Genomic DNA, 26,084 nt, shown 5'->3' with positions numbered 1-26,084 from the left:
CGTACGTTCAGTCATAAAATATAATCACAATAAAGGGAATTATTTCACTCAGTGAGGAAGGGAATGTTCATGGATCTTTATTACGAAATGCAAGGGGAAGGCTCGCCGATCGTCATGTTTCACAGCCCTGGCGTCGATTCGAGAGAGTGGAAGTATATCGCACCGATTTTGGCGAAATCCTGGAAGGTTATTACTTTTGATGGCCGGGGAACCGGACGTTCTCCAGCCCCGCAGTCACCGACCAGCCTGGTGGAGGATTTGCGCAAGCTGCTTGAACATTTGGGATTAGAGCGGGTCACGCTCGTCGGCCATTCCATGGGCGGGCAGGCGGTAACGGATTTTACGCTAACTTATCCTTCCATGGTGGAGCGGCTTATCGTGATCGCCCCCTCCTTAACGGGATTCACTTATTCTCGGGAGTTTACGGATTGGATGGCGTCGGTGAATTCCGCCGCTCCCGATATTGCCAGACTGGTTGACTTGTCCTTGGCCGGTCCGAATTATCGCGTCACGATGGCCGGACCGCATCGGGATTTCCTTCGTGAAATGACGACCCGATATATGACAAGGGTGTTTACCGAATGGAAGAGCTTTGAAGTTCTCTGGCCCGAACCTCCGGCGATTGAACGGTTAGAGGAGATAGCCGTGAAGACGTTGTTTATACATGGTAGAATTGAATGGCCGGACATGTTCAAGATAGCCGAACATTTTAAGCGGGTTCCCTCGATCCGATTTGCTGAAATCGAAGAGGGGGATCACATGCTTACACTGACTCACGCTTCAGAGCTCGCCTGGCACATCCGGCATTTTATACAAGGAGAACCTGATAATGCCACGAACCCGGGAAGAAAATGAGCGGATTCGTCAAGCCGCTAAAGAAAATATTCGCAATGCCGCTATGGAGATTTTTATCGAGCGCGGGTATCATGACGCTTCGATTGATGATATTGCGAAAAGGGCTGGCGTCTCCAAAGGACTAGTGTACAACTATTATAAAGGGAAGGAAGACCTTCTCGCGAATATGGTGCAGCACAGGATCGACGAAATCAGCGAAGTGATGCAGGCTGCTGCCGATCTCGGTTCTCCGTCCGAACAGTTGAAGTATATCGTTGAAGGAGCGCTAGACAACGTCAGGCAGCGTCTGAATGAATACCGCTTTTATTTGCACTTGCAAACGCAGCCGGAGGAAGACAAAATTCTGTTCAAGTACAGCCAAAGACTCAATAAAGCGATGGCCGAACAATTCGAAGTGCAGTGCAGGCTGTTCGCCGAACTGGGGGTCGAGGATGCGCGAATAAGATCGTTATACTTCTCCTCCACCCTCCATGGAATGATGCTGATGATTGCCACGTACTCCGATCATTATCCGGTCGAGGAAATGAAAAAGCAAATCATCCAACAGTTTTGTAATTTTTGACCTGCCTGCTTAGCGACGATGGATTTTTACACGACTTGTTGATGCGCGGGAAGACGAAGCATGAGCAGACTGCCAAAAAGTACCGTCAGGGGTAACTGATTGATATGCTCCCTGACGGTTTTTCTTGCCTCAATCTTAACGTATCGTTCTGATGATCACGCTGGGTATAACCAGCAGAAGCACAGTAGAGCCGTAAACGCCTATCGTGTAGCTGATGGCGTAATCGAAACCGAATCCCTGATGAAAAAGAAACGTCGTAAGATGAATCAACATGTTCGTAAAACAAAACGCATAGCTTCGGATCATCCAGTTCCGGTGCCGGGATATCCGTTTCTTTTTGATGTGGACAAGCGCCGCAATGGTGATGAACAGCCAGATGAGATTGAGCGCATTAAACCCGATACTGCTTATTTTTCCTCCGGTAGCGTACGGTGCCAGGTATCCGGATGTCAGCACCACAAGCAGGACAGACAATACGTACACATAGCCGTTTAGGCTATGGAACCTGCGGCTTTTTTCAAAGAGACGTTGAGAAAAGTTGAGCAGCCCCGCTGCCATGGCGATGCAGGCAAAGGCAACATGCATGTGCATAACGGTTAACCAGACCGGGAGTTTCAGTTCGCGGCTCAGTCCGGTTTTCTGGCTCAAAAATTCCACGGCTCCGGGATCCATCACAAAATTGTCCACCAAGGCGTAGAGGATAAAGACAATGCTGATGCAGGACAAAATAATGGATAGTAGATTGCGTTTCTTCATCTGCTCCGAATCCTCCTTTGCCGTTCGTCAGTTTCACTTGTGCCGTTTTTGCATCACAGCAAAATCGTACCAATGAAATATCTCGAACGAAGCGGCAAAAAGGTCACAAAACAATAAACAATTCATCACAGAACGAAAGGTTTCGTTTTTCTTATGGAGAGTAATGATAAACTTAGGTCAAACGAGAACCGTTTCATATAGTAGAATCACGGGAATAAAGGTGGAGTCCTTGTGAATGAACAGATAACGATTCTGGTCGTGGATGATGACCAAAGCATCGTCGAACTTTTGCGGGATTTTTTGGAGAACGAAAACTTTCGGGTAAAAACCGCTTGCGATGCCGCTCAAGCACTTGCCGTGTTCCGAGAGAGCGAGATTCACTGTATGGTGATCGACATCATGATGCCGGGACTGGACGGATTTGAATTATGCCGGCGAATTCGCGCACAGAGCAGCGTTCCGATCCTGTTCTTGAGTGCGCGCAGCGATGATGTAGACAAGATTCGAGGATTGACGCTCGGCGGCGATGATTATATTGTCAAGACGGCTTCCATTGGTGAGATTGTCGCCAGAGTAAAAGCTGTATTGCGGCGTGCCGGTTCTCGGCAGGAAATCAGCAGAGGTATCCTGGACTACGGACGCCTCAAGATCAATCTAATCACGCGTGAAGTATGGGCAGAAGGGCGAAACATCTCGCTCACCCCAAAGGAATTTGAATTGCTGCAATTGTTTGCCCAGCATCCGAGGCAAGTTTTTACGTATGACCAACTGCTTGATACATTTTGGGATGGCGTGGGCGATAAACATACCATTCGCGTCCATCTCAGCCGGCTTCGTGACAAAATCGAAGCTGATCCGAACCAGCCCGCACACCTGATTAACGTATGGGGCGTTGGGTATCGATTCGAGGGAAGGTAATATGAGAACACTCCGTATTCGTACGTTTACCATGCTTGGCTTGTTTTTCATCCTTTCGCTGCCGTGGATCTTCTTTGTTGCAGCCCATTTCTTGCAAACCAATACCTTGAGCCTTGGCGAGAATCAGGCGCAAGATCAGCAGCTGCAACAACAAGTAACCGAGACGATTCACCTGATCGAAACGGGCGTGGACAAGTGGATGGATCCGAATTGGCAAAACCGGCTGCAAACGCATTTACGGAAAGCGAACATAGATGCAGTTTTGCTGGACGCCTCCAATCAGGAAATCTATCGGTCCTTTTCAGGGCGCAAAAGCTCGTTGTCGTCGACCGAACCATTATCTATCAGAGAGGACGGTCAAGTGCTTGGAAGGGTTGTCCTCTATATGCCAAATTCAAAGGCAGTTTCCATGATTGCGGCGTTTGCCGGGCTCTTGCTGGCTTTCTTTATAGTGGGTGTTGAAATTCGAAGGTACATTCTCAAACCGCTCGACAGGATGAGCATGGCTGCCAGGCAAATTGCCGCCGGAGATTGGGACGTCCAGCTGCCCCCGTCGAGAATTACGGAAATAGCCGAAGTGGGCGATGGTTTCAAGGTCATGGTGGAGGGACTGCAAAAGTCGTATCAGAAACAAGCGGAATTGGAAGAAGAACGCCGATTCGTCATTGCTGCTGTTGCGCATGATTTAAGAACGCCGCTATTCGCCCTGCGAGGATATCTGGACGGGATCGAACAAGGCATTGCTCAATCTCCGGAAAAATTGGCAAAGTATGTGGCGGTTTGCAAGGAAAAATCAGTGCAGTTGGACCGGCTGGTAGAGGACCTTTTCACATTTACGAAGATAGAGTATTTGGAAGCGGAGCTTCATAAAAGCGCGATTGACCTGAAACTCGTCCTGCAGAAGGCGATCGACAGCCTAAGTCCGCAAGCCCGGCAAAAGCACATCTCTGTGATCCTGAATCATTCTGCAGATGATTTTACGATGATGGGCGATTCTCACTTGTTGGAGCGTGCCATAAGCAATCTATTGGATAACGCTGTGAGACATACACCATCACACGGGGAAATTTTGGTTGGATGCTATAAGGATGAGGATAAGGTAATTTTTACCATAAGGGACACGGGGCCTGGTTTCACTTCTAAGGAGCTTGGGCGCGTTTTTGAACCGCTGTATCGCGGTGAAGGATCGAGAAATCGTGCAACAGGAGGAGCCGGGTTAGGGTTAACCATTTCACAGAGAATCATCAGGCGGCATGGAGGTGAACTGATCGTGGGGAATCACTCGGATGGAGGAGCGCTTCTGTCAGGTTGGATACCTTCAGTTGACAGCTTGCCAGGCTAAAGCTTGGCATCGGGATGGACTTCATACTGATTAGCAGCAACAAAAAGGACCGGGGTAGTGTTTCCCCGGTTTTACTTTTTTGCTTCTGCTGCCACCTTTGAATCCCGCTTGACTCTCCCCTTAACGGGAACGTTATAGTTGGTGAAGACGAGGGGAGAATCGAAATACACTAAGCAAGGAGTGTATCCATGTTTAAAATCAGCGAGTTTTCGAAGATCAGCCAAGTGTCCGTCAAGACGCTTCGTTACTACGACCAGTTGAACTTGCTCAAGCCGGCTCACACCGACCAAATTACAGGGTACCGGTATTACTCGGCTGACCAAATGTTTCAACTCAATCGGATTTTGGCCTATAAGGAATTGGGCTTCTCGTTGGATCAAATTGGTCGGATGATTGGCGAGCAAATCTCGATCGAACAAATCAGGGGGATGTTTCGAATCAAGCAAAACGAGATTCAGTCCATTCTGGATAAGGAACAGGCCAAACTTGCCCGAATCAAGGAACGTCTGTGGCATCTCGAGAATGAAGGTGAAAACCTGACGTCACACGATGTCATTTTAAAGGAAGTTGAGCCCCAACTGGTGCTGTCTTATCGTCAAAGAACTTCGCATAGGCAAATTCCCGAGCTGTTCAAACAGCTGGACGATTATCTGAGAGACTCCGGTCAGCCCGCCTCGTCAAGACTCGTGCTTTGGCACGGCTGTGAAGAATGCGAAGACGATATCGACATCGAAGTGGCTCGTCCGCTTACACACGATATGCCGAGTCGTCCTCCCTTTACAGTAAAACGATTGCCGGCAGTTCCGATGATGGCCACGCTGATTCATTTATGCCGAACGACGGGTCCCTGCACGGCGAGCGCGGGATTGGCATTGTGGATCGAAAGGAATGGATATCGAATGAAGGAGAATGAGCCGCGGCGCGAGCTTTATCTTCCTCATGAAAAATTAGAAGACCCGGAGGCTTACGTTGCCGAAGTCCAGATTGCCGTCGAAAGAGCATGAAGGAAAGCCGCATGAAAAGGAGATTCAGCTGTGACTAAACAACAAAAGCTGCTAACTTTTACTTTATTTTTGTTAACCTTCGTCCTGGGAACGAGTGAATTTGTCATTGTCGGTCTGCTGAGTGACGTGGCAAACGACTTAGATATCGCCATTTCAACGGCAGGGGCCTTGGTATCGACCTTTGCCGCAGCCTTTGCTATCGGTACACCCATCTTGACGGCTGTATTCAGCCGATACTCCAAGTACCCTTTGATGCTTGCTTTAACGGCCGTGTTTATTGCAGGGAATATCATAACCGCTTTATCCGGATCGTACGCGCTGTTGCTTGTTTCCAGAATAATCACGGCCGTTGTTACGGGAGTATTGATCGCACTCGCCATGGCGGTTGCCAGCGAAACAGTGTCTGCCGAAAGGAGGGGTACGGCTATATCAATCATTTTTACAGGTTTTACAGTAGCCAGTGTCATCGGGGTACCTCTTGGCACCTATATCGGGCAATGGGGCGGTTGGCACATGTCCTTTTGGTTTACCGCTTTATTGGGAATCGTTTCTCTGATCGCAAGCTCGGTGACCTTACCCAAAGGGTTGAAGGGAACGAGGAGTTCATTGAAAAAACAAATCGGATTAGTAACGAATTCGCGTATTATCATCGCATTCTTTATTCCGGCGTTGAGTATTGGGGCGACCTATACTGTCTATACGTATTTAACCCCGCTCATGCAAGAAGTGCTCTCTGTCCCGGATCGGTATATTAGCCTTGTATTTTTGCTTTACGGAGTTGTATCCATCTTCAGCACGTTGATTGGCGGGAAGATAGCAGCCAAGAACGGCATTGGAAAGCTGAGATTTGTGTTTCTGATCCAAGCTGTCATTCTCACGTCGCTTTATATTTCTTTCCATTCGATTGTCACAGGATTGATTAGTATCTCATTCATCGCCCTTGCCGTTTACACGATGAACTCCACCATGCAGTTGTATTTCATTGATTTGGCCGATCAGCATTTTCCAGCTGCGAAGGATTTGGCTTCATCGTTGGCTCCTGTATCGGTAAACGTCGGAATCGCGCTTGGGTCGTCTCTAGGGGGATTTGTCACGACGAACATGGAACTGATCGATGTGTCCTGGGTCGGGGGGATCGTTGCGGTTGCTGCCTCATTGCTTACCTTTATAAGCTGCAGTCTAGGCCAAAAAGCCGTGTCTATCCATGTGAAAAAGTTATCTGCGTAACTGTTGCCGTCTAAAGTGAAGGTGTACAAAAAATACAGCAGTTTTGGAAGGACTGGCTTCATATATAGTTTCACTTCATTTTCTCTAAGCCGAATTTCCCTTCCGAATTTGTAAACGTCGCTCCTTGTGGTCATTCTGTACAAAAGTATACAGGTTTTTGTTTGAATGCCCAAAATGCATGGTTTTCTGTAATTCTCAGTTCATGTTACTATTTGAACAATACAATGAGTTCAGGGTCATTCAGATTCAAGCAGAACATTTATTCGTTAGGGGTTTTTGCTAATACCAGAAGGCCAGGGTATATGGATGCGATTAAGAGGTTCACAGAGTCGAACGGATGATATCTGGGGCAGTGTGCCCCGCAAACATGGGAGAGCGAAATCTATTGGATAACCTATTTGCAAACATCGTCACCAAACTTCGTGCCGCAGGGTGTGTTTTCGCCGAAGATGAGGCCAGGCTGCTCATCTTAGCGGCTTCGACACCGGCTGGCCTCACTGCCATGGTCGAACGGCGAGCAGACGGTCTGCCACTCGAATACGTCATCGGATGGGCGGAGTTTTGCAGCTTGCGGATAGCGGTGGAACCGGGGGTCTTCATACCCCGCCGACGTACCGAATTTCTCGTTCGCCAGGCCGCCGCTCTCGCCAGACCGGGGGCTGTCGTCGTCGACCTGTGCTGCGGAACGGGTGCGGTAGGCATGGCGGTAGCGGCATCCCAGGAGGGAATTGAGCTGCACGCAGCCGATATCGATCCCGCCGCAGTCCGGTGCGCCCGCCGCAACGTCACGGCCGCAGGCGGTCACGTATACGAGGGTGACCTGTACGAGCCGCTGCCCATCACATTGCAGGGCCGGGTCGACGTATTGGTCGTCAATGCCCCTTACGTACCGACCGAAGAGATTCGGCTGCTGCCCGCGGAGGCCCGAATACACGAGGCACGGGCAGCGCTCGACGGGGGAGGGGACGGGCTTGACATCCAGCGGCGGGTGGCGGCCGAAGCATTGTGCTGGCTGGCGCCGGATGGCTGCCTCTTGATCGAGACGAGCGCCCGTCAAGCGTCACAGACTGCGGAAATCTTCGTCCGCAATGGGCTGATTCCGCAGGCGGCCAGCTGCGACGAATGGGAAGCCACCGTTGTTATCGGAACCAGGTCGACCTAGCTGGCCATGATCAATGGCAGCGAGTAATCCGCTAACATTTCTGCGCTCTCCGCGTATGTTTGTTCACTCCACGATAAAACAAATCGACCAGCTGTTGATCGTAGCCTTGATCTCCAGCTTTCTTATTTTCTTAAGGTTTCGCCGGATTTTCCCATATGTAGTTAGGGTTTGATCATGTATCGTTATTTTGATAAAATGACGATACAAAATTGTTGAGGTGATCGGAATGCCTACGATCAGACCAAGTTCAGACCTGAGGAATAAGTATAACGAGATATCCGATTTTTGCCATAAGTACGATGAGCCCGTTTACATCACAAAGAACGGCAAAGGCGATTTGGCGGTTATGAGTATTGAGACATATGAGAAGCTTGTCGGGAAATTTGAGTTATACAAGTTGCTTGATGAAGGAATGGAAGCTGCGAAAGAAAATAAAGTTAGATCTTTCCGCGATGCCCTTGATGACATTCAGAAGGAATTTACGAAGTGAAAAAATACACAATCGTCATTACTGAGCCAGCTGAGGCCGATCTGCGTGGAATTGCCCAATATATTTCATTTGAATTGAAGGAGCCACCCGCCGCGCAAAACTTGATTAACAAAATCGGAGAAGCTATTTTTGTATTGGAGAAAATGCCCTATCGATATCCAGTAGTGAACGACGAACAGTTAGCTTTTCAAGGAATTCGAATGTTACTGGTTGAGAACTACATTGTTTTCTATTTCGTTTCTGAGATGGATGACTCGGTTACGGTTATAAGGATCCTATATGGCAAGAGGGAATGGAATAGGGTATTATAAAAATCGTTTGGACAAAATCGGTTCATGTGATGGAGGCGAAATGGAATTTCGTGCATGTTCCGGCTGCCGTAAGGAGCTGCCCCTTGGCCTTCCTTTCCCCTTTTGGCTTTTTACTTCCACATCTCCTTTCAAATCTTTTATGATGCTGAAAGCGGCCATGGTTTTTTTCATCATGTTCGTCAAGCATTGTTTAACCCTCAGCGGATTGGCTTTGATGATCACAGATAGCTGCAGTTCGCTTTGAATTTGCACGAGATTTTCCGCGGCCACGGGAGATAAGAAGACCTGATAACCCAAAACGCAAATCAGAATAATCAGTGTGTTCAGTAATAGCGTCGCAAGCCCCATCCAATCAGCTCCTTCATCTTGTTGATCTACTGGGAATCATAATCTTATATCTGAAATGGCTAGAAAAGAAAGAGGGCTTGATGGGGGCTGCGGGAAGCAGGAGGGAGCCAAATAAGTGCGATCACGCCACCTGGGAGGATTCGGCAGCGTCAGCAGGGTGAACGCTCATAAAAAAGAGGTGATCGGCATGATCACCTCACCTTTTAACGCGCTCCGGAATCAGGGCAGGATCGCAAAGGACCGCACCGGAAATCCGGATGCTTTTTCCGGTTTGGGAACGATATTCACGATGACGGCTCCTGTCGCGGGTACCTTGTCCAGATTCGTCAACAGCTCTACTTGATAGGTGTCTTGTTCAAGTACATAGTACTCGCCCAAAAGCGCCCCGTTCTTCTGATAGTCCAGGCTGGAGTCCGTATCAAAGGTTTCATGGCCGACCGCTTTTATGTTTCTCTCGGTAAACAGAAATTTCAACGCCTCAAGCGACCAGCCGGGAGCGTGGTTTTGGCCGTCTGCATCTTTGTTGTTGAAGGCTTCCACATCCGGCCAACGCTTGCTCCAGTCTGTGCGCAGCGCTACGAACGTTCCAGCTTCGATTCGGCCGTGTTCGGCTTCAAAGCGCAGGATATCTTCGACGGAGAGGGAATAGTCGTTATTCTCCGCTGCCTCTTTTGATTTATCAATGACGACGAGCGGCAATACCAGTTCCTTCAAGTCAAGTTCATCCAAATAGCGTTTATTGCGAACGAAGTGAATCGGCGCATCCAAATGCGTGCCATACTGTCCGGCAAATTTGAAGCTTTGGGCAAAAAAGCCGTCGTCATGGGTAAACAAGGTAGTAAATTCGGCGGCGTCAAACGCAGAAAAATGCGGCGATTCCGGACCAAATGTATGGGTCAAGTCCACCCACTCTTTCTCTTTCAACAAAGTAATTGCCTGTAACAATTCGTTACCCATCTGCTCACCCCATCTATCATTTTCACAACGCTCTGGATAGGTTTCCACAAAGTATGAAGAACTCCTTCCAGAATCACTGCAGGCTATAGTTATTCATACTTTATCGGTCTTAATTCCAAGTGTCAAGGGAGAAATAGTATGAATTAAAAATGTGCTGGATAAATGTGTCGAATCGACATATAATATATCGAAACGACATATGTGATGGGTGGTGATTGGGAGTGTATGAATTGTTTGTCTTGGGAGAATTGATGACGGGGGAGAAGCACGGCTACATGCTGCAGGATGTTCTGAAAAACTCCCTTGGCTTTGGGCGGAAGATCAGCTCAGGGACGCTGTACCCGCTCCTCTCCCGCATGACCGAAAGCGGATCGATCCACCTGCGAATCGAAGAGAAGGGAGGAAGAGCAAGAAAAATATACGAGATCACGGAAGCCGGGCGGGATCGATTCCTGCAGTTGATGACCATGCCGCTGGATTCGCACGCAGATGGCGAGACGGGAGTCATCTTCCGGCTCAAGATGGTCTATTTTCAATACGTAGCCAAGGACGTGCGTTTGGCTTGCCTGGATCAGTATTTGCAGATACTCGAAAAGAACTGCCGATACGTGTCGGACTTTGAGTCGTACCTTTTAAAGCATAAGCCAGAGCCCGAAGCGCAGCGGGTTCAGCTTCTGCGAGTATTCGATTTCCGTAAGCGGCTGGGCGAGGTCGAGATTCGGTGGGTCAAAGAAGAGATCGACAGGGTCCGGGCGCAGCAAGAATAAAAAACGGGCAAGTATCAAAGCTTGCCGCCGGGAGGATCACATGGAGCGATTATGGACGAAGGCTTTTATCCAAATGACGTTGGGGATGCTCGTCTTGTTCACGGGATTTTATTTGCTGCTGCCCACTATGCCGCTGTTTATCAAGCATCTGGGCGGCAGCGAGTCACAGGTCGGACTCGCGGCGGGGGCGTTTACGCTGACCGCGGTCGTCTTTCGGCCGATCGTCGGGGGTCTGCTTGACCGCTACGGCAGAAGGCCGTTTATGATCTGGGGACTGGTATTCTTTCTTTTATCGATGTTTCTGTACAACTGGGTCAGCGGCATCGCGATCTTGCTCGCACTGCGCGTACTGCATGGCGCCAGTTGGGCCTTCTCCACGACGGCCGTCAGTACTTCGGTCACGGACATCATCCCGACTTCGCGCCGGGGAGAAGGCATGGGCTGGTTCGGCATGGCGATGACGGTGGCGATGGCGATCGGTCCGATGTTGGGGATCTGGGTGATGGATAATGGTTCGTTCCAGGGCTTGTTTTTGCTTGCCACGGGTCTGTCCGCGGTGTCGCTCTTGCTGGTTTTCACGAACAAAATCCCGTTCCAGCCGAAAGCGGCGGCGAAGCGGATCGAAATTTTCGAGAAGTCGGTATTGCCCGTTACGACATCACTCTTCTTTCTGGCCACCGCATACGGCGGAATCACGACTTTCCTGCCGTTGTTCGCGGAGTCGATCCGGGTAAACTCCGGCGTATTCTTCCTGGTGTACGCGCTGGCGCTTACCCTGGTCAGACCGATTGCCGGCAAGCTGTCTGATCGGCTTGGCGAGGCTTACGTAATCGTGCCGGCACTAGTGGTCACGGTATGCTCACTCTTGGTGCTGAGCGTCTCGAGCGGGCTCGGCGGGATCGTAGTCGCCGCGATTCTGTACGGGATCGGTTTTGGTTCGGCGCAGCCGGCTCTGCAAGCGGCGAATTTGCGGCTGGCCCATCCCGACAAGAAGGGTGTCGCCAACGCCTCTTTCATGACCGCGTTTGATCTCGGCATTGGACTCGGCTCAATCGTTCTCGGCTGGGTGTCCCAATATACGGGGTACGGGGTTTTGTTCACCGTCTGCGCAGTGTCAGTGGCCGTATCCGCACTGGTGTTCATCTTCTTCGCCAAGCGGCATTTGGCGCAGAAGCAGGCTTATACGGGCTAGCGGCAGGGCGAATGTTGGAGGAAGACGAAACGCAGCCAGTCAAGGCTGCGTTCCGTATTTTATGAGGCTGTGATGGTCTCGGAGCCGATCGCGAATTTTACAGATGCGATCCCCCGGTAGCATCAAGCAACTGTCCAGTGACCCAGCGGCTTTCTGCAGATGCGAGGAATGTTACGATATCGGCAATGTCAGCAGGCTCGCCTACTCTGCCTAATGCGGACATCTCGACGGCATGCTTGTGTCCTTCAGGCGTATGCAGCCATGAGGCATTGACATCCGTATCCACGATACCGGGAAGCACGGCATTGACTGTAATCTTGCGGGGTCCCAGTTTTTTTGCCAGATGCAGCGTAAAGGTATTGATCGCTCCCTTGGTCAAATTGTAAGACATGAGATGCGGGTAGGCGATGCGTGTCACGCCTGAAGAGACGTTAACGATTCGCCCTTCCTCGCGCAGAAGCGGCAGTGCTTGCTGTACAAGAAAGAAGGGCGCTTTGACGTTAACGGCGAAGATTTCATCAAAGGATGCCTCTGTCTCCTCCTCCAACGTTTGCGATGTACCGATTCCGGCGTTATTGACTAATATGTCGAATTGAGGATCTCCGGTTAGCCGGACGAGCTCTTCCTTTAGGGAATCGATTAACTGCCTGACCCCGGAAACGGATTGAAGCGCTGCTCCAATCGGAAACGCATGTCCTCCTTGCTCTGCAATCGTGCGTACGGTATCCTCCGCGGCATCGCGTCTGCTGCCGTAATGAACGGCGACGAGCGCCCCTTCCTCAGCCAGTCGAAGTGCGATCCCTTTCCCGATGCCCCTGCTTGCTCCAGTGACCAAGGCAATTTTTCCTTTCAAACGCTTCATTTCTCTCCGCCCCTTTGCGAATGTGGTGTACGTCTATACGTTACACCTTCCAGTTAAGGGGAGAGTCAAGGGGTGCTTCGTTATTTATTTCGGACGGGGATCAGCAGTTCGGACAATCGCATGCGCCCGTAAATATCAGCGTCGGAGGTTACATACGTTTCGCGAAACGGCTCCGAATCGATGGGGACATAGCTGTTGGCCGATATCCAGGACATAAGTTCCTCTATCGCCGAACAAGAACTGGCGTAGGGATCGCAATGGTGCAAAAGCGAAGCGGCTTGATTGATTTTTGGCAGGAAGCCCACTTTCACTCTGTCGCTGCCCGGGATTTCCCTCGTGAGCGGTATGGCGACCTCGATATCTGCCGGATCCGGCATTTCTTTGGAATCCTCCCGATTATGCCACAGAATCGTGAGTGGGCCGAATTCTTCTTCCCCGTTGGCCTGTACGTATTTAGTGATTTCATCCAGCAAAAGGCATAGTTGTGAACGCGGGACTACATCGCGGATGGAAGCCGCTAGCTGTGGACGTACATTTCGAATCGTTATCGTCTCTACTCTGTCGTCATCGGCCAGTTTTTGAAGGCGATTCAGTCTCTCCGTTACTTCGGCGAACTGCTGTTGCGCTTGTTGAATGACATCCTGGAGTTCCCGCTTTTTGTCCAGAAGCCGATCCTGTACGACGTTGAACGGGATCTGTTCCTCTAAAAAGGTCTTGATCTGTTCCAGTGTGAAGCCCTGCTCTTTAAAAGAAACGATTCGCTTCACCGTAAGAAGCTGTTCCTCAGAGTAATACCGGTACCCCGAATGTTCATCTACGCAGTCAGGCATGAGCACCCCAATCTGATCATAATATCGCAAGGTTTTAACAGATACCCCGCTCAATTTGGAAAAAGCGCTGATTTTCAACATGTGAGTCAAGTCCTTTTATAAAAATTTGCCGTTTAATCATTGTCCAAAATGCTTCAGCAGCAGTTCGTTGTACCTCGCGTTGTCAATCTTCTCCTTCGTCATATTGCCATGATCCCACTGGGTAAACGAGCTGTCCGTCAACGTCAGATTTCCGCCATTTGTACGTTTGGTCAACAACGGATGCTTGTTAAAAGAAGATTCTTCGTGTTCAGCGATGATCTTTTGAATCTCGTTGCATTCCGTTACATCGCTGATCGGTTTCCGGGAGTCGAAGGCATATCCGATCCGCCAATCCGTATCCTTATACCGCAATTTCATTTCAAGCACATAGTCTCCATGCTCGGTATCCACTTTTTTGACCCGGAAGTCTCCATTCGCAGAGGAGACGGTTTCCCCGGTCAGAGGGACGGGCTTTAACGGCAGATTTCCTCCAAATCCCGTATCTACCAAATACGTTTGCTCCCCGTGAGTCAGCAGGATGGTGACATGTGTTCTGCCGATTGTCAGATACTTCTGCGCCTCGTTATTGTAGACAACCCCGCGGGTCAGGACCGCCTCAAACCCGTTTTCGATCAAAAAGAAGCAGAGAATCGAGTTTAATTCGTAACAAAGCCCGCCTTCTTTTCTGACCAGTATTTTATCAACGAGATTTTCACTGGTGATGTCGTACGTTTTCTTTCCAATAATGCACAAATTTTCAAAAGGGATGGTTTGGGCCGTTTTTTCCAGAACCCTTTCCAGGCTCTCAAACGTAATGGGTTCGTCCTCCGGCAGACCGATTCGTTTCCGAAACAAAGCGTTCAGCTCACTCATTCTACATACCTCCTCGGCGGGATCGCGGCAGCATCTGTCCGTTACTTGAAATAGTATGGCGAAAAACCGGTCGGGGCAATATCTTTTTGCGAAAATTGTACCGGTACAGGAAGGACAGCCCTGCTTGAATTTCTGCACCATTGTTCATGCAATTTTACGTATAGATAGCCACACCCGATGGAGATATGATGTAGGTGGAAAGAGGGGGGATGACATGAGCAGCATGTTGGACACGATTGAACGGATCCCTGTTCAGTTGACGAAAATTCTTCACCGCAAAGACTCGCTTCACGGCCAATTGCAGGCGTATTTGAAAGCGCATTCCGGCATCAAAAAAATCGTATTTGTCGCATCGGGAACGTCTTTCAATGCCGCCTTTACTACGAAAAATTTTGCCGAGGAAGTGACTCGGCTTCCGGTTGAATTGATCTATCCCAATATTTTTGTTCATTACTACAACCGCTCATTATGGAGCAGGGATCATCTCTACATCTTTATTTCGCAGGGCGGAAAGACAAAGCTGGTGCATGAAGCGCTTCGCATCGTGAAAGAAAAGGGGATTCCCAATATCTCCATCACGGAAAGCCTGGACAGTCCCATCGCCGCTTTGGCAGATGCAGCGATCGAGATGGGCTCCGAAAACGAAGAATTTATGTTCCGGACGCTGGGCTACTCTGCGACCTGCGCCACCTTGTATTGGCTGTTCGCCGCACTGGCCAAAATCAAGGGGCTGCTGCCGGTGCACGAGGAACAAAAGCTGATGGAAGACTATGTGCAGATGGTGAACCACCTGCCCAAGATCAAAAGCGACACCCTGCAGTGGTACCGGGAACATAAATTCATGTTAATGCGGAAGCATACCTTTATCTTTTCCGGCACGAATGATTTATGGCCGGTCGCCCAGGAAGCGGATATCAAATTTATGGAAATGCTGCCGGTTTTCACGAACAGCTTTGAGCTGGAAGAGCTGATCCACGGGCCGCAAAATGCATTTGACCAGACGACAGGGTATTTTCTCTTAAGCAGAAAAAATGAAGATGCGAACAAGGTGCAAAAGATCGCGGAGTTTATCAATACGGAGATAGCGCCGTGCATCGTGGTCGGAGAGGGCGCGTCGGGCGTTCATGACTTCGCCTTTCAGCCGGCGGGCAAGTCCTTCAGCAGCCTGGAATACATCACGTTTTTTCAAACGCTTGCCTATCTGTTGGCCTCGGATCGGGGACGCGACTTGACGAAAACGATGTATCCGCAAATCGTCAACTACATCAACAAATCGATTACACCATAAGGAGCTGCCTGTTTCATGAAAAAAGTATTGATCGCGACTCACGGAAGGTTTGCAGAGGGCATCGCCGCCGCAGCGGAAATCATCCTGGGAAAACAGGAAAACGTCTTTTTTCTCAACGCCTACGTGGATGAAACACCATTCCATCAGCAAATCGAGGAGTTCCTCCAACAACAGGTGAGCGAGGATGATACGCTGTTTATTCTGACCGACCTGTTCGGCGGAAGCGTGAACCAGAAGGCTCTTCGCTACCTTTCCGGGGACAGAGTGAAAATCATCACCGGCATCAGCCTTCCGCTCGTTTTGGAAATCATCATGCTGACAGAAGCGGACAGCACGCCGGACAAGATCAAGGAAATCGTCAGCAGTGCCAAGGAACAGATCATCTATGTCAACGATGAATTGTTAAAAATTAACAAACAGGATGATTTTGATCTTTAATTCCATCGATGAGGAGTTGAACAGCATGATCGTAAAAATGAGAATTGATGACCGTTTGCTGCATGGACAAGTCGCCTACAGTTGGAAATCAGCCCTGTCTTACAATGCGATCGTCATTGCCAGTGATGAAGCCGCGAACGATGACGTGCGAAAAATGGCGCTGAAGCTTTGCTGCCCGGATGGCGTAAAGCTGGCCACGCGAACGATCGAAGAGGCTGCAGCGCTGCTGAAAAATCCAAAATTGGAGCCGATGAGAGTATTCGTGATTTGCGCAAAACCGAAGGATGCCTATGAATTGTTGGAACGGATTGAAGAAAAGCCTGTTGTAAATGTGGGCGGCATGCAAATGGCGGATGACAAGGTACTGCTCTCGCCAGCCGTGTACGTATCGAAAGAGGACATCGAGTACCTGGACAAGATCCAGGCGAAAGGGATCGAATTGGAAGTTCGCCAGGTCCCTTCGGAACACGCAAAAGATTATTCGGCGTTAAAGAGCAAACTATCCTTGTAGACTGACGGAAGGGAGGGACACTCGATGCAAACAGCACTGATCGTTGGTCTTATCTTGGCGGTCCTGTGGTTTATCGAAAAGATGCTGGGCACCTCCATGGTGATCAGGCCGATTGTCGTATCATCGGTGATCGGATTGTGCCTGGGGGATTTGAAAACCGGCGTGCTCGTCGGTGCGACCCTTGAATTGATATTCATGGGGGCGATCCAGGTTGGCGGAGCGGTGCCGCCGGACGTTTTGGTCGGGGCGGGTCTGGGAACGGCCTTCACGATTATGAGCGGAAGCGGAACGGAAGTGGCGCTGGCCCTCGCATTGCCCATCGCGATCTTGGCGCAATCTTTGAAAATCGTCGTGTTTATCATTCGAAGCTGGTTTATGAACTATGCGATGAGTCTCGCCAGACAAGCCAATATCAAAGGTCTCATCGCTTTGAATATCGCAGGCTTGCTGCTCCAGTGCGCGATGTACTTCGTTGTCGGATTCGTCGCCATTCTCTTCGGTTCCAAAGCGGTAGAGACGTTTGTCAACAACATCCCGGAAACCATCATGAACGGGCTGACGGTTGCAGGCGGATTGATTCCGGCTGTCGGATTTGCCCTGTTGTTATTGCCGATGATGAACAAAAGCAATATTTTGTACTTTATTTGCGGATTCGCCCTCGTCGCCTATTTAAAATTGCCAATTTTAGCAATTACCATCTTTGGAATCGTTGCCGCCTTTATCGTCACGTATGAGTTGAAAGGCAAGGCAGTTCCCGCTGCAGCAGCAACGGGAATAGAAGAGGAGGACCTATTCGATGACTGAGAAAAAGAAGCTGTCCAAAGACGAAAAGAAGCTGATGCGCGAGATTTTTTGGAGCTCCTTTATGCTTGAAGCCTCATACAACTACGAGAGACAGCAGGGGCTTGGCTTTGCCGTCGGGATGTGGCCGGCCATCAAGCGCTACTACAAGACAAAAGAGGAGCAGGCCGAAGCGCTTGTCCGCCACATGAGCATCTTCAACACAACTCCCCACGTCGTGACGACGATTACGGGTGTCGCCACATCCCTGGAGAAACAAGCGAGTGAAAACCCGTCATTCGACAAGAATATCATCAATAACGTTAAAGTCGGCTTAATGGGACCCTTCGCCGGAATCGGGGATTCGTTTTTCTGGGGGACGATCCGCATCATCGCCGTCGGGATCGGCCTGTCATTGGCGCAGCAAGGCAGCTTTTTAGGACCTCTTTTGTTTTTGCTGCTCTTCAACATTCCGCATTTGCTCGTCAGATATTATGGCGGCGTATACGGCTATAAATTCGGAACGAACATTATGCAGTCGGCCAACAACTCCGGCATTATGAGCGTGATTTCCAAAGGAGCCACGATCGTCGGCTTGATGGTGATCGGCGGCATGAGCGCCTCGATGGTAACGCTCAAGTCAAAACTGGTCTTTCACGTAGGGCAGACGGATTTTCCCCTGCAGGATTATCTGGATCAGATCTTCCCGCTCTTGCTGCCGATTCTCTATACGCTGCTCATGTTCGGGCTGCTGAAGAAGGGATATAAATCTACCACGATCTTGTTGCTTACCATCGCATTTGGCTTGGCTGGCGCGTTTTTTGGCATCTTTTAAGCAAGTGAATACGATTTTAAACTGATATACTATTACTGTAATCTGTTAAAGATTACAGTAATTTTTTCAGGGTGGTTGATATGTCAAATTTCAGCAGAAGACAATTACTCATCATAAATGAATTGTTTCTTAAGAGCCGTTTGACATCTGCAGAGCTCGCACTGGCTGTTGACGCATCCGTTCGAACCGTGAAGACGGATATCGCCACGCTGAAGTCAAAGCTCGCGCCGTATGGCATCACGATTGAATCGAGACCGAATATCGGCTACGAGCTGATGTATCAGGAAAAGGCAAGCCTTGATTTTCTGACGAATCTGCATAAATCCGCCGAAGTAAAAAGATTGAATCACTTTATGAAAAATAACTACGAACGAGTCTTTTACATGATCCGCCGGCTTTTCTTCGCCAACGATTACATCAAGCTGGACGAGCTGGCCAACGACATGTTTATCAGCCGTTCCACCCTGAATGGGGATATGATCGAGGTAAAGAAGCTGTTAAAGAAATACCAGTTGAAAGTCGTATCGAAGGCAAATTACGGAATCATGATCCAGGGGACGGAGATCAACAAGCGTTTAGGCATTGCGGAGTTCTTTTTTCACAACCGGCCTGCCTTTGAGTATAAAACCGATCAGGAAAGCGCTTATTTGAAAGGAAATCACGATTTTTACATCCGGTCCATTGAGATCCAGCTGAGATCGATTTGCGAAGAATATCAGATCGTGCTCTCCGACTTTTCCTTAAAAAACATCGCGATCCACGTTTTTATCTCGATTCAGCGTAATCTCGCCGGCTGCCATGCGTCTGTGCCCGATTCCTATGGTAAAGCAATCAGGACAAACAGCATTTACGCTGCCAGTCAAAAGCTGTGCCAACGCATGAATGAGCTGTTTGGCTGCCGTTTTCAAGAAGCGGATCAGGCTTACATCTACATGCATCTGGAAAGCAAGCAGATCAAAAATGAGATGTCAGGCATACCGGATCAAGATCAGGCAGAGGTAGAGCTGGTGCTGGAGAAGATCTTTGCGGAAATAAAAAACAACTTCGATATCGATATTTCAAAGGATGAAACGGTCGCGAAGTTTCTGGCCCTGCACATTCCGCAGATGGTCAACCGGATCAAAAACAACATGGTGATCCGCAATCCGGTCGTCCATGAAAATCTGCAGAAGTACATTTTTGCGACCAAAGTAACCATTTCGGCAGCGGCGGTCATTCAAGATCACTACGGGGTGACCATCAGCCTGGATGAGTTTGGTTATCTGCTCCTGTATTTTAATCTCGCCTTGATGAACCTGCAAAAGAAGAAGAAGGTCACGATCGGCTTGATGAGCGGACGAGGCAGGGCGGAAACCATTATGTACATCAACGAAATCAAGGAAAACTTCTCGCCGGAATACGAATGCATCAACTACCCTTCAATCGATGAAGTGCTGAAACACTTGGAAGAAATTGATATTCTCGTCTCTTCCTATTCGGTAGAATTATCGCGCTCGATTTTGCAGGTGGCGATCGAAAACGGAAATTACATCGAGAGAATCAGAGAATACGCCCGCAAGCTCGACTTCTACAAGCTGAATATGGAACGGTATTTTCAGCCGCAGTATTCGGCTTTTCAGCTGGAAGGGGATCATAAGGAAAGCATTTTGCGCCATTTGGTCGAAAAACTTCGAGAGTTGGAGATTATCGATTCCGACGTGCAGATGGAGATGCCGTTTGTCGCGCATGAAATCGGCAATAATATTGTTCATTTACAGGATTTGTATAAAATCTGCCGCAAACCGTTTTGCTTTATCGCCGTGCTCAAAAACCCGATCATTTGGGACAAGGACGTGATCAGGGTCCTGTTCATGATCAAAACGAAGCGAGACGGCGACCATGACCTGAACATCTTATGCGACATGTTCTCCAAATGGACGAGAGACAAAGAAAAAATCAGCAGACTGATCAATGGCAAGAACTATGAACAGTTTTTGCAGGACATTCAGGATTACTGAAAAATAGGCAGAAGCGATTAAACCCAAGGAAGTGGCAACGTGAAAAAGACGATCCGGGATATTCTCATGATCATGCTCGGGGGGATTGTTTATTCCATTGGCATCAACTACTTTACGATCCCGAATTTCCTGTCGGAAGGAGGGATTATCGGTCTCACTGTCATCGCCCACTACGTATTCGACTGGTCCCCGGGGGTCGTCAATTTCGTGCTCAATATGGCACTCGTTTTGGTTGGATATAAATACCTGGAAAAAAAGATGATTGTATATACAATTTTTACCGTTTTTTCGAGCTCGGCGATCCTGTACGCAACCGAGCAGGTGGGCAGAAAACTGACGGATGACACACTGCTGGCCGCCATTTTTGCCGGCTTGCTGGTAGGCATTGGACTGGGGATGATTTTTCGCGCAGGCGGGACGAACGGCGGAACGACGATCCTGGCGCGAATGGCTAACCAATTCTTCGGCTGGAGCGTCGGGAAAGGCATGCTGATCATTGACATGATCGTAGTCGCCGGATCAGTCTGCATCATCGGTTTGGACAAGGCGATGTACACGGTCATCGCCGTCTATCTCGGCGCCAAGGCCATCGACTTTATCGTCGAGGGACTGGATGAGCGGGTCGCCGTGCTGATCATTTCCAACTCCTCAGAAGAGGTTCTGCATGAAATCACGACGAGCATGTCCAGAGGCCTGACCGTGCTGGAAGGGCGGGGCGGTTACACAGGCGCCAATAAAAATGTGCTCTACATCGTGATCAACAAGCAGGAAATCGTTCGGTTGAAAAAGATCATCAACGAGATCGATCAAAATGCGTATGTGACGATCCACAACGTCCATGAAATGATTGGCAAGGGATTTAAGGCAGCGTAGCGGTCAAACGCCAAACACATAAGCTCCACTCAGGTGAGTGGGGCTTTTACAATTTTGATTCATCAAACCCTAAATGTTGCAATAGATGGTATAAATAGATAAAATCACAGGAATGACGGGATTCCCACAGCCAAAACGTAATAAAAGAGATAAGCGCAATAAGAAAAGTCGCTATCGTTTGAGCGGACCATAGTCCCCAAGCATTGCTATTGGAAATTCCAAAGATGGTGGAGGCGACTCCTGCGACAAACAAGATCATTCCCAAGCTATCGAATGCTGTAAATTTCCGTACCTGCTTACGGGCAGGTATGTACCGCATCGCCAGTAGCGCGGCAACGAAGATGACGGGGACTTGGATCACAAACAACCATTCCCAAACGCGATGGCCCAAACGGTCTCCCAAATTGCCCATGACGGGAAGCAAAGAGGCCACGGCCAATAGATAACCGACCGTAACCCATTGCACAATTTCCAAGTCCGTATGGAATATATCCGAAAGATACGGAAGGGAGACATTGACAACCGTCGCGGTAAAATGCGAAATAAACGCACCTATGCATATCGCGGCCATCATTAAAATTTGTTTGTTTTTTGATAAGACTGCCGTTGTTTTCATAAGATGAATGCACCACTCTATCCTTAAGATCTGTAAAGTAGGTTCTCTTCCAATGTGACAACGTCTCTTAGATCGGCAAATAAATCGGCAGGCCGGAACAACTCTTCCATATGAAATACACCCGCTGGAAGCTGCCTCATGTACACCTGTTTCGCTACAAAAGCCGCAACTCTTCCGGTTGCATAAAACTCCTTCTCGCCGTGAACCGAACCTTGGTAGCGTAAGGAACGCCCGTTTATTGTCCCGGTTACACCGACTTTAACCGCATATACTTCCGATCCCCATTTCGATGTTTCGAATAGATCCACTACTTTCTCCCGTATCGAAGGGCGCTGCAACCACCGTATGAGCCCTGTTCGCGTTAAACCCGCTATCATTGTTGTCACAATCCCCGAATCGAAACAGAGACGTGTCGACACAGAGGAAATCCCGAGCGTCCGCGGCACAACATGCTGATCGGAGAAGTTGAACCGATACGCCGTTTTTCGTCCCAGGCCGGCCGGAAAATCCATCTTCTTCCCATCAGTGAAGCTTCTCACTTGTTTTGCGCTCCCTTGCTCGATGACGGAATAAACGGCATTCAAATTATCCACTGTCCATTCAATCGCCGCACGCCCATGCGCTTCCCCTAAACCTAAAAGAATATAAATATGCGCAGCATCCACCTGATCCAATCGATCCTTCCCTTGCTTCACCAGCATGTTGGTTATTCCGGGTGCTAAACCGACGCTAAGCACAACCGTAGATTCCACGGAGCGAATTTCTTGTATGTTAGACATAATCGAATAATCGGCCGTAACATCGATATAATCGACATGATGCTTGACGCACGCTTGGACAAAGTCCGTATGTTGCAAATCGAGGCACATGACAACCATGGAGACATCCTGGAAAAAATCGTCCGATATTCGCTCATTCACATCAAGCCGCAACGGGAGCACATTTCCCTCCGTAAGGATCGAGAACTGTTCCGCTTTATGGAAATTGCGTCCGGCAGAGTAAACCTTACGAGGGTAAACTTTTCCTAACTCATTACAGATCACTTTGCCAACCTGACCGTATCCGCCGACCACAATGATTCTATCTTTCAATCAAACCGCCTCTTTTCGTCAAAGATCGCAAGTTAATCATTAACCCATCCTTAGAATGGTTGATTCATTTTAGTTTAGCAACTAAACGAAAAGAATAAAAAAAATCACTTCTGTAAATAATTGCTAAGCTTTGCAATGCACATCTCGAAAATTTCAATCTCTTTCTCGTCTAATTGCGAACTTAAATCCCGATAAAAATTGGAATGTATCTCTTCATGAGCCCGAAAAGCACTCTTTCCCTTATCCGTTAAGGAAACGATGACGCTTCTTGAATCGATTGGGTTAGGCGTTCGCTTTACTAGATTTTTGTCTTCCAAACGTACGATGAGTTGGGTAACGGCACCTTTCGTAATTTGGAGGCGATTGGCCAATTCGCTCATAAGCACACCCCTTTCGATGCCAATCGCGTCAATCGTATGAATCTCGCTCGGCGTCAAAGGGCCTGCTTCCCCAAACGTACGCGGATGCTTTTCCAGACGTTGGAGCTGCATAATGAATTGATTCAAATTTCGGATACTTGATTTTGGTTGATTTGCTTTTTCTTTTTCCATGATTTTTAGTTTAGCGATTAAACTTTTTTTCGTCAAGCTGAAGAAAGTCACGTCAATCGGCACAATATGTTAAAATGGTGCGGAGGTGCTTCCTTCGTTAACCAGCCCCGAATGCAGGCTCACCAGCTTCCGCATCACGGGCGACACAGCGCCGCTCATCGCCCCTTCTATAGAGCACTATGTTATTGGATGACTTTCAACCAAATTTTCCGAAGAGCCAAAAAAAGTGGCAGGTTTTTGGCCCGCCTGCACGAACTACTAGACCAAACCATGATTGTCATAAAATCATGTATTCGCGATGAAAGGAGAGACGCGGCCAATCATCGTCCAACCTCATCTGCAGCTTATCCCGCGCCGCGCAAGGCAGCATGTTGCAGCGTACTTACATTCCCCATGCGCCATTATCTAGGTTCGTGGATCAATTTTGGTACCTCCGGGGTTACAAGCCTTCACACACCAAGGAAAAGGCTTTACCGGACGGCTCTGTAGAAGTGGTGATCAACCTTCGGGAGGATGCGATTCGCCTGTTCGACCGGGTGAGCCGCGAATTGATTATGGGCAGTTCGGTCGTCTGCGGCCCGCACACGGATTTTTTTGTCATTGACACCTCGTATGAGATGGAAGTGATCGGCATCCATTTCAAACCGGGAGGCTTTTTTCCTTTTCTGAAAATGCCGCTTGATGAAATTCTCAATTCGCATGTCCCCTTACATGCGCTGTGGGGATCGGCAGCCTCCGACCTGCGTGACGAGCTGCTGGCTTCCAGAGGACCCGAAGAGATGTTTCCAATCCTTGAACACAGGCTGTTGTCGCTTGCCTGCAGGGAGTTGGAACGGAACCGGGCAGTGGACTACGCGATTAGCCATCTGCGCCGCTTTGACGTGACGAACGTAATCGAACAAATCGGGATGAGCCACAGAAGGTTCAATCAGGTGTTCAAGCAAGCAACAGGTATGACGCCCAAACGGCTAAGCCGCCTGTATCGCTTCCAGGAAGCGCTCCATCTCATGGATCAAGGGCTTCACGGGCCGGATCTCGCACTGGCTTGCGGCTACTGCGACCAGTCTCATTTCATCAAGGACTTCCAGTCATTTTCGGGAATCACTCCCGGCACTTACCTCCCGATTGAAGGGAGGCATTACAATCACTCCGTGCATCGAACATAGGGTCAAAAATATACAATACATCCTTCCCGGGCATTAGCTAAAATGGGTAAAAAAAGGAGGATTGACCCATGGCGAATGACAATTTCACACCTCACGGCTACCGCACTGTAACTCCGTACTTTACGGTAAAAGATCCGGAAAAAATGATCCAGTTTGTAAAAACCGTTTTTGATGCAGAAGAATTAAACCGTTCGATAAATGCAGAGGGGCGAATGATCCACGCCGAGGTCCTAATTGGAGACACAATCGTAGAAGTATCCGAAGGAACGGACCGGTTTCCGCCAAGACCCAATACTCTCCATGTCTTCGTCAGCGATACGGATGAATGTTACAGACGGGCGCTGGAGGCCGGGGCCGCTTCTTTGTACGATGCGGCGGATATGCCTTACGGCGAGCGAAGTGCAGGGGTTGCCGACCCTTTCGGCAATCATTGGTACATCGCAACCTTTAAGGGCAAGGCTGGCCAGGGCTACTACCGATAAAGCTCCGACCTGCATGATTTCTTTTGCCGAAAGCGGGAGAATACGATCGGTGTTGAAAGGTGACTGGACTTTCGGGTTCAGTCACTTTTTTAAAAAAGCAATCGAAAAGAAATCCCTGCCCCATTTGTGTGTTACAATTTCCCTGTCAAAACTTTTTGTGAGGAGGAAAAAACTTGGCGAACACCATTTCAAAGGGCCCGCTTTGGACGGGGCGAATCATGAGCGGACTCGTCATTCTTTTCATGTTATTTGACTCAATATTCAAATTTGCCAAACCGCAGCCCGTGATTGAAGGGACACTCACACTCGGATATGCCGAGCATCACATCAGTGTGATTGGAATGCTGGGCCTTCTGTCCACCATTCTTTACTTCATTCCGCGCACCTCTTTTTTGGGGGCCGTATTGCTGACTGCCTATTTTGGCGGAGCGATCGCCACCAATCTTCGCGTGGATGCGCCGCTGTTTACTCATGTGCTGTTTCCCGTCTACCTTGCCGTCTTGACCTGGGGAGGAATTTGGCTGAGGGATAAAAAGATGCGAAAGCTCATACCATTTGCTGGAAAAGAGGGTTGAGAGCACAGACGTATCGTTCAGGAAACAGATTTTTCCATCGGCATATTGACAGATCCGTCATCATACCATATAATAACAAACAATTTCACATACAAATGTTATGATTAGAAATAGTAGAAATGAAGCGATGTTCCAGAGAGCCGTTGGGTGGTGCGAAACGGCAGTGTCGTTCATTTTGAACTCGTCTATGAACTGCTGCCTGACAATGTAGGGTAAGCCGGAATTCCACCGTTACAAGGATAGATGGTGATGGCCATCGAAAGAGATCATTTCTGAGGAAATGAATTAGAGTGGTACCGCGGGTTAAACCTCGTCTCTATACGTAGAGACGGGGTTTTTTTGGTTGGTTAAAGTCCGGGTTTAACAACTTGCGTCAGAAGTCTCCTTCCTCAGCGAAACAGGTG

The 26,084-nt window shown here is 49.0% G+C and carries 29 protein-coding genes and 1 other annotated feature; of the genes, 21 read left to right on the top strand and 8 right to left on the bottom strand.

Annotated features, from left to right (window positions below):
• The first annotated feature begins 69 nt into the window (after positions 1-69).
• Together ACI7RC_RS23265 and ACI7RC_RS23260 are read left to right on the top strand one after the other, a co-directional pair.
• Positions 70-855 (top strand): alpha/beta fold hydrolase, encoded by a 786-nt coding sequence (locus ACI7RC_RS23265; protein ID WP_408110572.1) that lies wholly within the window; start codon positions 70-72, stop codon positions 853-855.
• Entirely contained in the window at positions 830-1,417 is a 588-nt protein-coding gene (locus ACI7RC_RS23260) for a TetR/AcrR family transcriptional regulator (protein WP_408110571.1), read from the top strand. Before ACI7RC_RS23265 ends, ACI7RC_RS23260 begins: the two co-directional genes overlap by 26 nt.
• A gap of 135 nt (positions 1,418-1,552) precedes the next feature.
• Here ACI7RC_RS23260 and ACI7RC_RS23255 read toward each other — a convergent pair whose 3' ends face one another.
• Complete coding sequence (locus tag ACI7RC_RS23255; RefSeq protein ID WP_408110570.1) at positions 1,553-2,173, bottom strand: DUF2306 domain-containing protein; 621 nt, start codon at positions 2,171-2,173, stop codon at positions 1,553-1,555.
• A gap of 231 nt (positions 2,174-2,404) precedes the next feature.
• On the opposite strand from ACI7RC_RS23255, the gene ACI7RC_RS23250 reads away from it, so the two are divergent.
• The 7 genes from ACI7RC_RS23250 to ACI7RC_RS23220 all read left to right on the top strand — a co-directional run bounded on the left by ACI7RC_RS23250 (position 2,405) and on the right by ACI7RC_RS23220 (position 8,627).
• Positions 2,405-3,091, top strand: coding sequence for a response regulator transcription factor (locus tag ACI7RC_RS23250; protein WP_408110569.1), 687 nt, complete (start codon positions 2,405-2,407; stop codon positions 3,089-3,091).
• A gap of 1 nt (position 3,092) precedes the next feature.
• Positions 3,093-4,433 carry a sensor histidine kinase gene (locus ACI7RC_RS23245; protein WP_408110568.1) on the top strand — a complete coding sequence of 447 codons (1,341 nt, stop codon included), beginning with the start codon at positions 3,093-3,095 and terminating at the stop codon, positions 4,431-4,433.
• A gap of 188 nt (positions 4,434-4,621) precedes the next feature.
• The gene (locus ACI7RC_RS23240; protein ID WP_408110567.1) at positions 4,622-5,437 is read left to right on the top strand and encodes a MerR family transcriptional regulator; all 816 of its coding nucleotides are present in this window, start codon (positions 4,622-4,624) and stop codon (positions 5,435-5,437) included.
• 30 nt (positions 5,438-5,467) lie between these two features.
• The gene (locus tag ACI7RC_RS23235; protein ID WP_408110566.1) at positions 5,468-6,664 is read left to right on the top strand and encodes an MFS transporter; all 1,197 of its coding nucleotides are present in this window, start codon (positions 5,468-5,470) and stop codon (positions 6,662-6,664) included.
• 385 nt (positions 6,665-7,049) lie between these two features.
• The gene (locus ACI7RC_RS23230) at positions 7,050-7,826 is read left to right on the top strand and encodes a putative protein N(5)-glutamine methyltransferase (RefSeq protein ID WP_408110565.1); all 777 of its coding nucleotides are present in this window, start codon (positions 7,050-7,052) and stop codon (positions 7,824-7,826) included.
• A gap of 226 nt (positions 7,827-8,052) precedes the next feature.
• The gene (locus ACI7RC_RS23225) at positions 8,053-8,316 is read left to right on the top strand and encodes a type II toxin-antitoxin system Phd/YefM family antitoxin (RefSeq protein ID WP_408110564.1); all 264 of its coding nucleotides are present in this window, start codon (positions 8,053-8,055) and stop codon (positions 8,314-8,316) included.
• On the top strand, positions 8,313-8,627 hold the full coding sequence (locus ACI7RC_RS23220; protein ID WP_408110563.1) for a type II toxin-antitoxin system RelE/ParE family toxin: 315 nt from the start codon (positions 8,313-8,315) through the stop codon (positions 8,625-8,627). The genes ACI7RC_RS23225 and ACI7RC_RS23220 overlap by 4 nt, the downstream gene beginning before the upstream one ends.
• Positions 8,628-9,194: 567 nt before the next feature.
• Here the strand turns inward: ACI7RC_RS23220 and ACI7RC_RS23215 are convergent.
• Positions 9,195-9,932, bottom strand: a complete 738-nt coding sequence (locus ACI7RC_RS23215) for a cyclase family protein (RefSeq protein WP_408110562.1) — start codon at positions 9,930-9,932, stop codon at positions 9,195-9,197.
• Positions 9,933-10,153: 221 nt separating this feature from the next.
• Here ACI7RC_RS23215 and ACI7RC_RS23210 point away from each other — a divergent pair, with 221 nt between their 5' ends.
• Positions 10,154-10,699 (top strand): PadR family transcriptional regulator, encoded by a 546-nt coding sequence (locus ACI7RC_RS23210; protein WP_408110561.1) that lies wholly within the window; start codon positions 10,154-10,156, stop codon positions 10,697-10,699.
• 40 nt (positions 10,700-10,739) lie between these two features.
• Positions 10,740-11,891 (top strand): MFS transporter, encoded by a 1,152-nt coding sequence (locus ACI7RC_RS23205; protein ID WP_408110560.1) that lies wholly within the window; start codon positions 10,740-10,742, stop codon positions 11,889-11,891.
• Between the two features lie 97 nt (positions 11,892-11,988).
• Here the strand turns inward: ACI7RC_RS23205 and ACI7RC_RS23200 are convergent, their stop codons facing one another.
• From ACI7RC_RS23200 to ACI7RC_RS23190, 3 genes are all read right to left on the bottom strand, one after another.
• Entirely contained in the window at positions 11,989-12,753 is a 765-nt protein-coding gene (locus ACI7RC_RS23200) for an SDR family oxidoreductase (protein ID WP_408110559.1), read from the bottom strand.
• A gap of 80 nt (positions 12,754-12,833) precedes the next feature.
• Positions 12,834-13,664: a MerR family transcriptional regulator gene (locus tag ACI7RC_RS23195; RefSeq protein ID WP_408110558.1), complete on the bottom strand. Its 831-nt coding sequence runs from the start codon at positions 13,662-13,664 to the stop codon at positions 12,834-12,836.
• Positions 13,665-13,700: 36 nt separating this feature from the next.
• Positions 13,701-14,477: an arylamine N-acetyltransferase family protein gene (locus ACI7RC_RS23190; RefSeq protein ID WP_408110557.1), complete on the bottom strand. Its 777-nt coding sequence runs from the start codon at positions 14,475-14,477 to the stop codon at positions 13,701-13,703.
• Positions 14,478-14,691: 214 nt separating this feature from the next.
• Between ACI7RC_RS23190 and ACI7RC_RS23185 the strand changes: the two genes are divergently transcribed.
• The 7 genes from ACI7RC_RS23185 to ACI7RC_RS23155 all read left to right on the top strand — a co-directional run bounded on the left by ACI7RC_RS23185 (position 14,692) and on the right by ACI7RC_RS23155 (position 21,199).
• Positions 14,692-15,765, top strand: a complete 1,074-nt coding sequence (locus tag ACI7RC_RS23185) for an SIS domain-containing protein (protein ID WP_408110556.1) — start codon at positions 14,692-14,694, stop codon at positions 15,763-15,765.
• A 15-nt stretch (positions 15,766-15,780) separates the two neighbouring features.
• Entirely contained in the window at positions 15,781-16,203 is a 423-nt protein-coding gene (locus ACI7RC_RS23180; protein WP_408110555.1) for a PTS sugar transporter subunit IIA, read from the top strand.
• A gap of 25 nt (positions 16,204-16,228) precedes the next feature.
• The gene (locus tag ACI7RC_RS23175) at positions 16,229-16,714 is read left to right on the top strand and encodes a PTS sugar transporter subunit IIB (protein WP_408110554.1); all 486 of its coding nucleotides are present in this window, start codon (positions 16,229-16,231) and stop codon (positions 16,712-16,714) included.
• 24 nt (positions 16,715-16,738) lie between these two features.
• Positions 16,739-17,518, top strand: a complete 780-nt coding sequence (locus ACI7RC_RS23170; protein ID WP_408110553.1) for a PTS mannose/fructose/sorbose/N-acetylgalactosamine transporter subunit IIC — start codon at positions 16,739-16,741, stop codon at positions 17,516-17,518.
• Positions 17,511-18,329, top strand: a complete 819-nt coding sequence (locus ACI7RC_RS23165; RefSeq protein ID WP_408110552.1) for a PTS system mannose/fructose/sorbose family transporter subunit IID — start codon at positions 17,511-17,513, stop codon at positions 18,327-18,329. The genes ACI7RC_RS23170 and ACI7RC_RS23165 overlap by 8 nt, the downstream gene beginning before the upstream one ends.
• Positions 18,330-18,409: 80 nt before the next feature.
• Positions 18,410-20,326 carry a BglG family transcription antiterminator gene (locus ACI7RC_RS23160; RefSeq protein WP_408110551.1) on the top strand — a complete coding sequence of 639 codons (1,917 nt, stop codon included), beginning with the start codon at positions 18,410-18,412 and terminating at the stop codon, positions 20,324-20,326.
• 66 nt (positions 20,327-20,392) lie between these two features.
• Entirely contained in the window at positions 20,393-21,199 is an 807-nt protein-coding gene (locus ACI7RC_RS23155) for a YitT family protein (protein WP_408110596.1), read from the top strand.
• A 46-nt stretch (positions 21,200-21,245) separates the two neighbouring features.
• Here ACI7RC_RS23155 and ACI7RC_RS23150 read toward each other — a convergent pair whose 3' ends face one another.
• From ACI7RC_RS23150 to ACI7RC_RS23140, 3 genes are all read right to left on the bottom strand, one after another.
• A complete protein-coding gene (locus ACI7RC_RS23150; RefSeq protein ID WP_408110550.1) occupies positions 21,246-21,815 on the bottom strand; it encodes an MFS transporter in 570 nt (189 codons plus the stop codon).
• Positions 21,816-21,838: 23 nt separating this feature from the next.
• Positions 21,839-22,906 carry a saccharopine dehydrogenase family protein gene (locus tag ACI7RC_RS23145; RefSeq protein WP_408110549.1) on the bottom strand — a complete coding sequence of 356 codons (1,068 nt, stop codon included), beginning with the start codon at positions 22,904-22,906 and terminating at the stop codon, positions 21,839-21,841.
• A 104-nt stretch (positions 22,907-23,010) separates the two neighbouring features.
• Complete coding sequence (locus ACI7RC_RS23140; protein ID WP_408110595.1) at positions 23,011-23,397, bottom strand: MarR family winged helix-turn-helix transcriptional regulator; 387 nt, start codon at positions 23,395-23,397, stop codon at positions 23,011-23,013.
• Positions 23,398-23,825: 428 nt separating this feature from the next.
• Between ACI7RC_RS23140 and ACI7RC_RS23135 the strand changes: the two genes are divergently transcribed.
• The 3 genes from ACI7RC_RS23135 (at position 23,826) to ACI7RC_RS23125 (ending at position 25,680) form a co-directional block, all read left to right on the top strand.
• Entirely contained in the window at positions 23,826-24,623 is a 798-nt protein-coding gene (locus ACI7RC_RS23135) for an AraC family transcriptional regulator (protein WP_408110548.1), read from the top strand.
• Positions 24,624-24,691: 68 nt separating this feature from the next.
• Positions 24,692-25,105, top strand: coding sequence for a VOC family protein (locus tag ACI7RC_RS23130; protein WP_408110547.1), 414 nt, complete (start codon positions 24,692-24,694; stop codon positions 25,103-25,105).
• Between the two features lie 173 nt (positions 25,106-25,278).
• A complete protein-coding gene (locus ACI7RC_RS23125; protein ID WP_408110546.1) occupies positions 25,279-25,680 on the top strand; it encodes a DoxX family protein in 402 nt (133 codons plus the stop codon).
• Between the two features lie 91 nt (positions 25,681-25,771).
• Positions 25,772-26,001, top strand: a binding site (T-box leader).
• The last annotated feature ends 83 nt before the right edge of the window (positions 26,002-26,084 follow it).

The organism is Brevibacillus sp. B_LB10_24 (genome assembly GCF_046036945.1).
GTDB lineage: Bacteria > Bacillota > Bacilli > Brevibacillales > Brevibacillaceae > Brevibacillus_C.
This window is presented reverse-complemented; position numbering and strand designations above follow the sequence as displayed.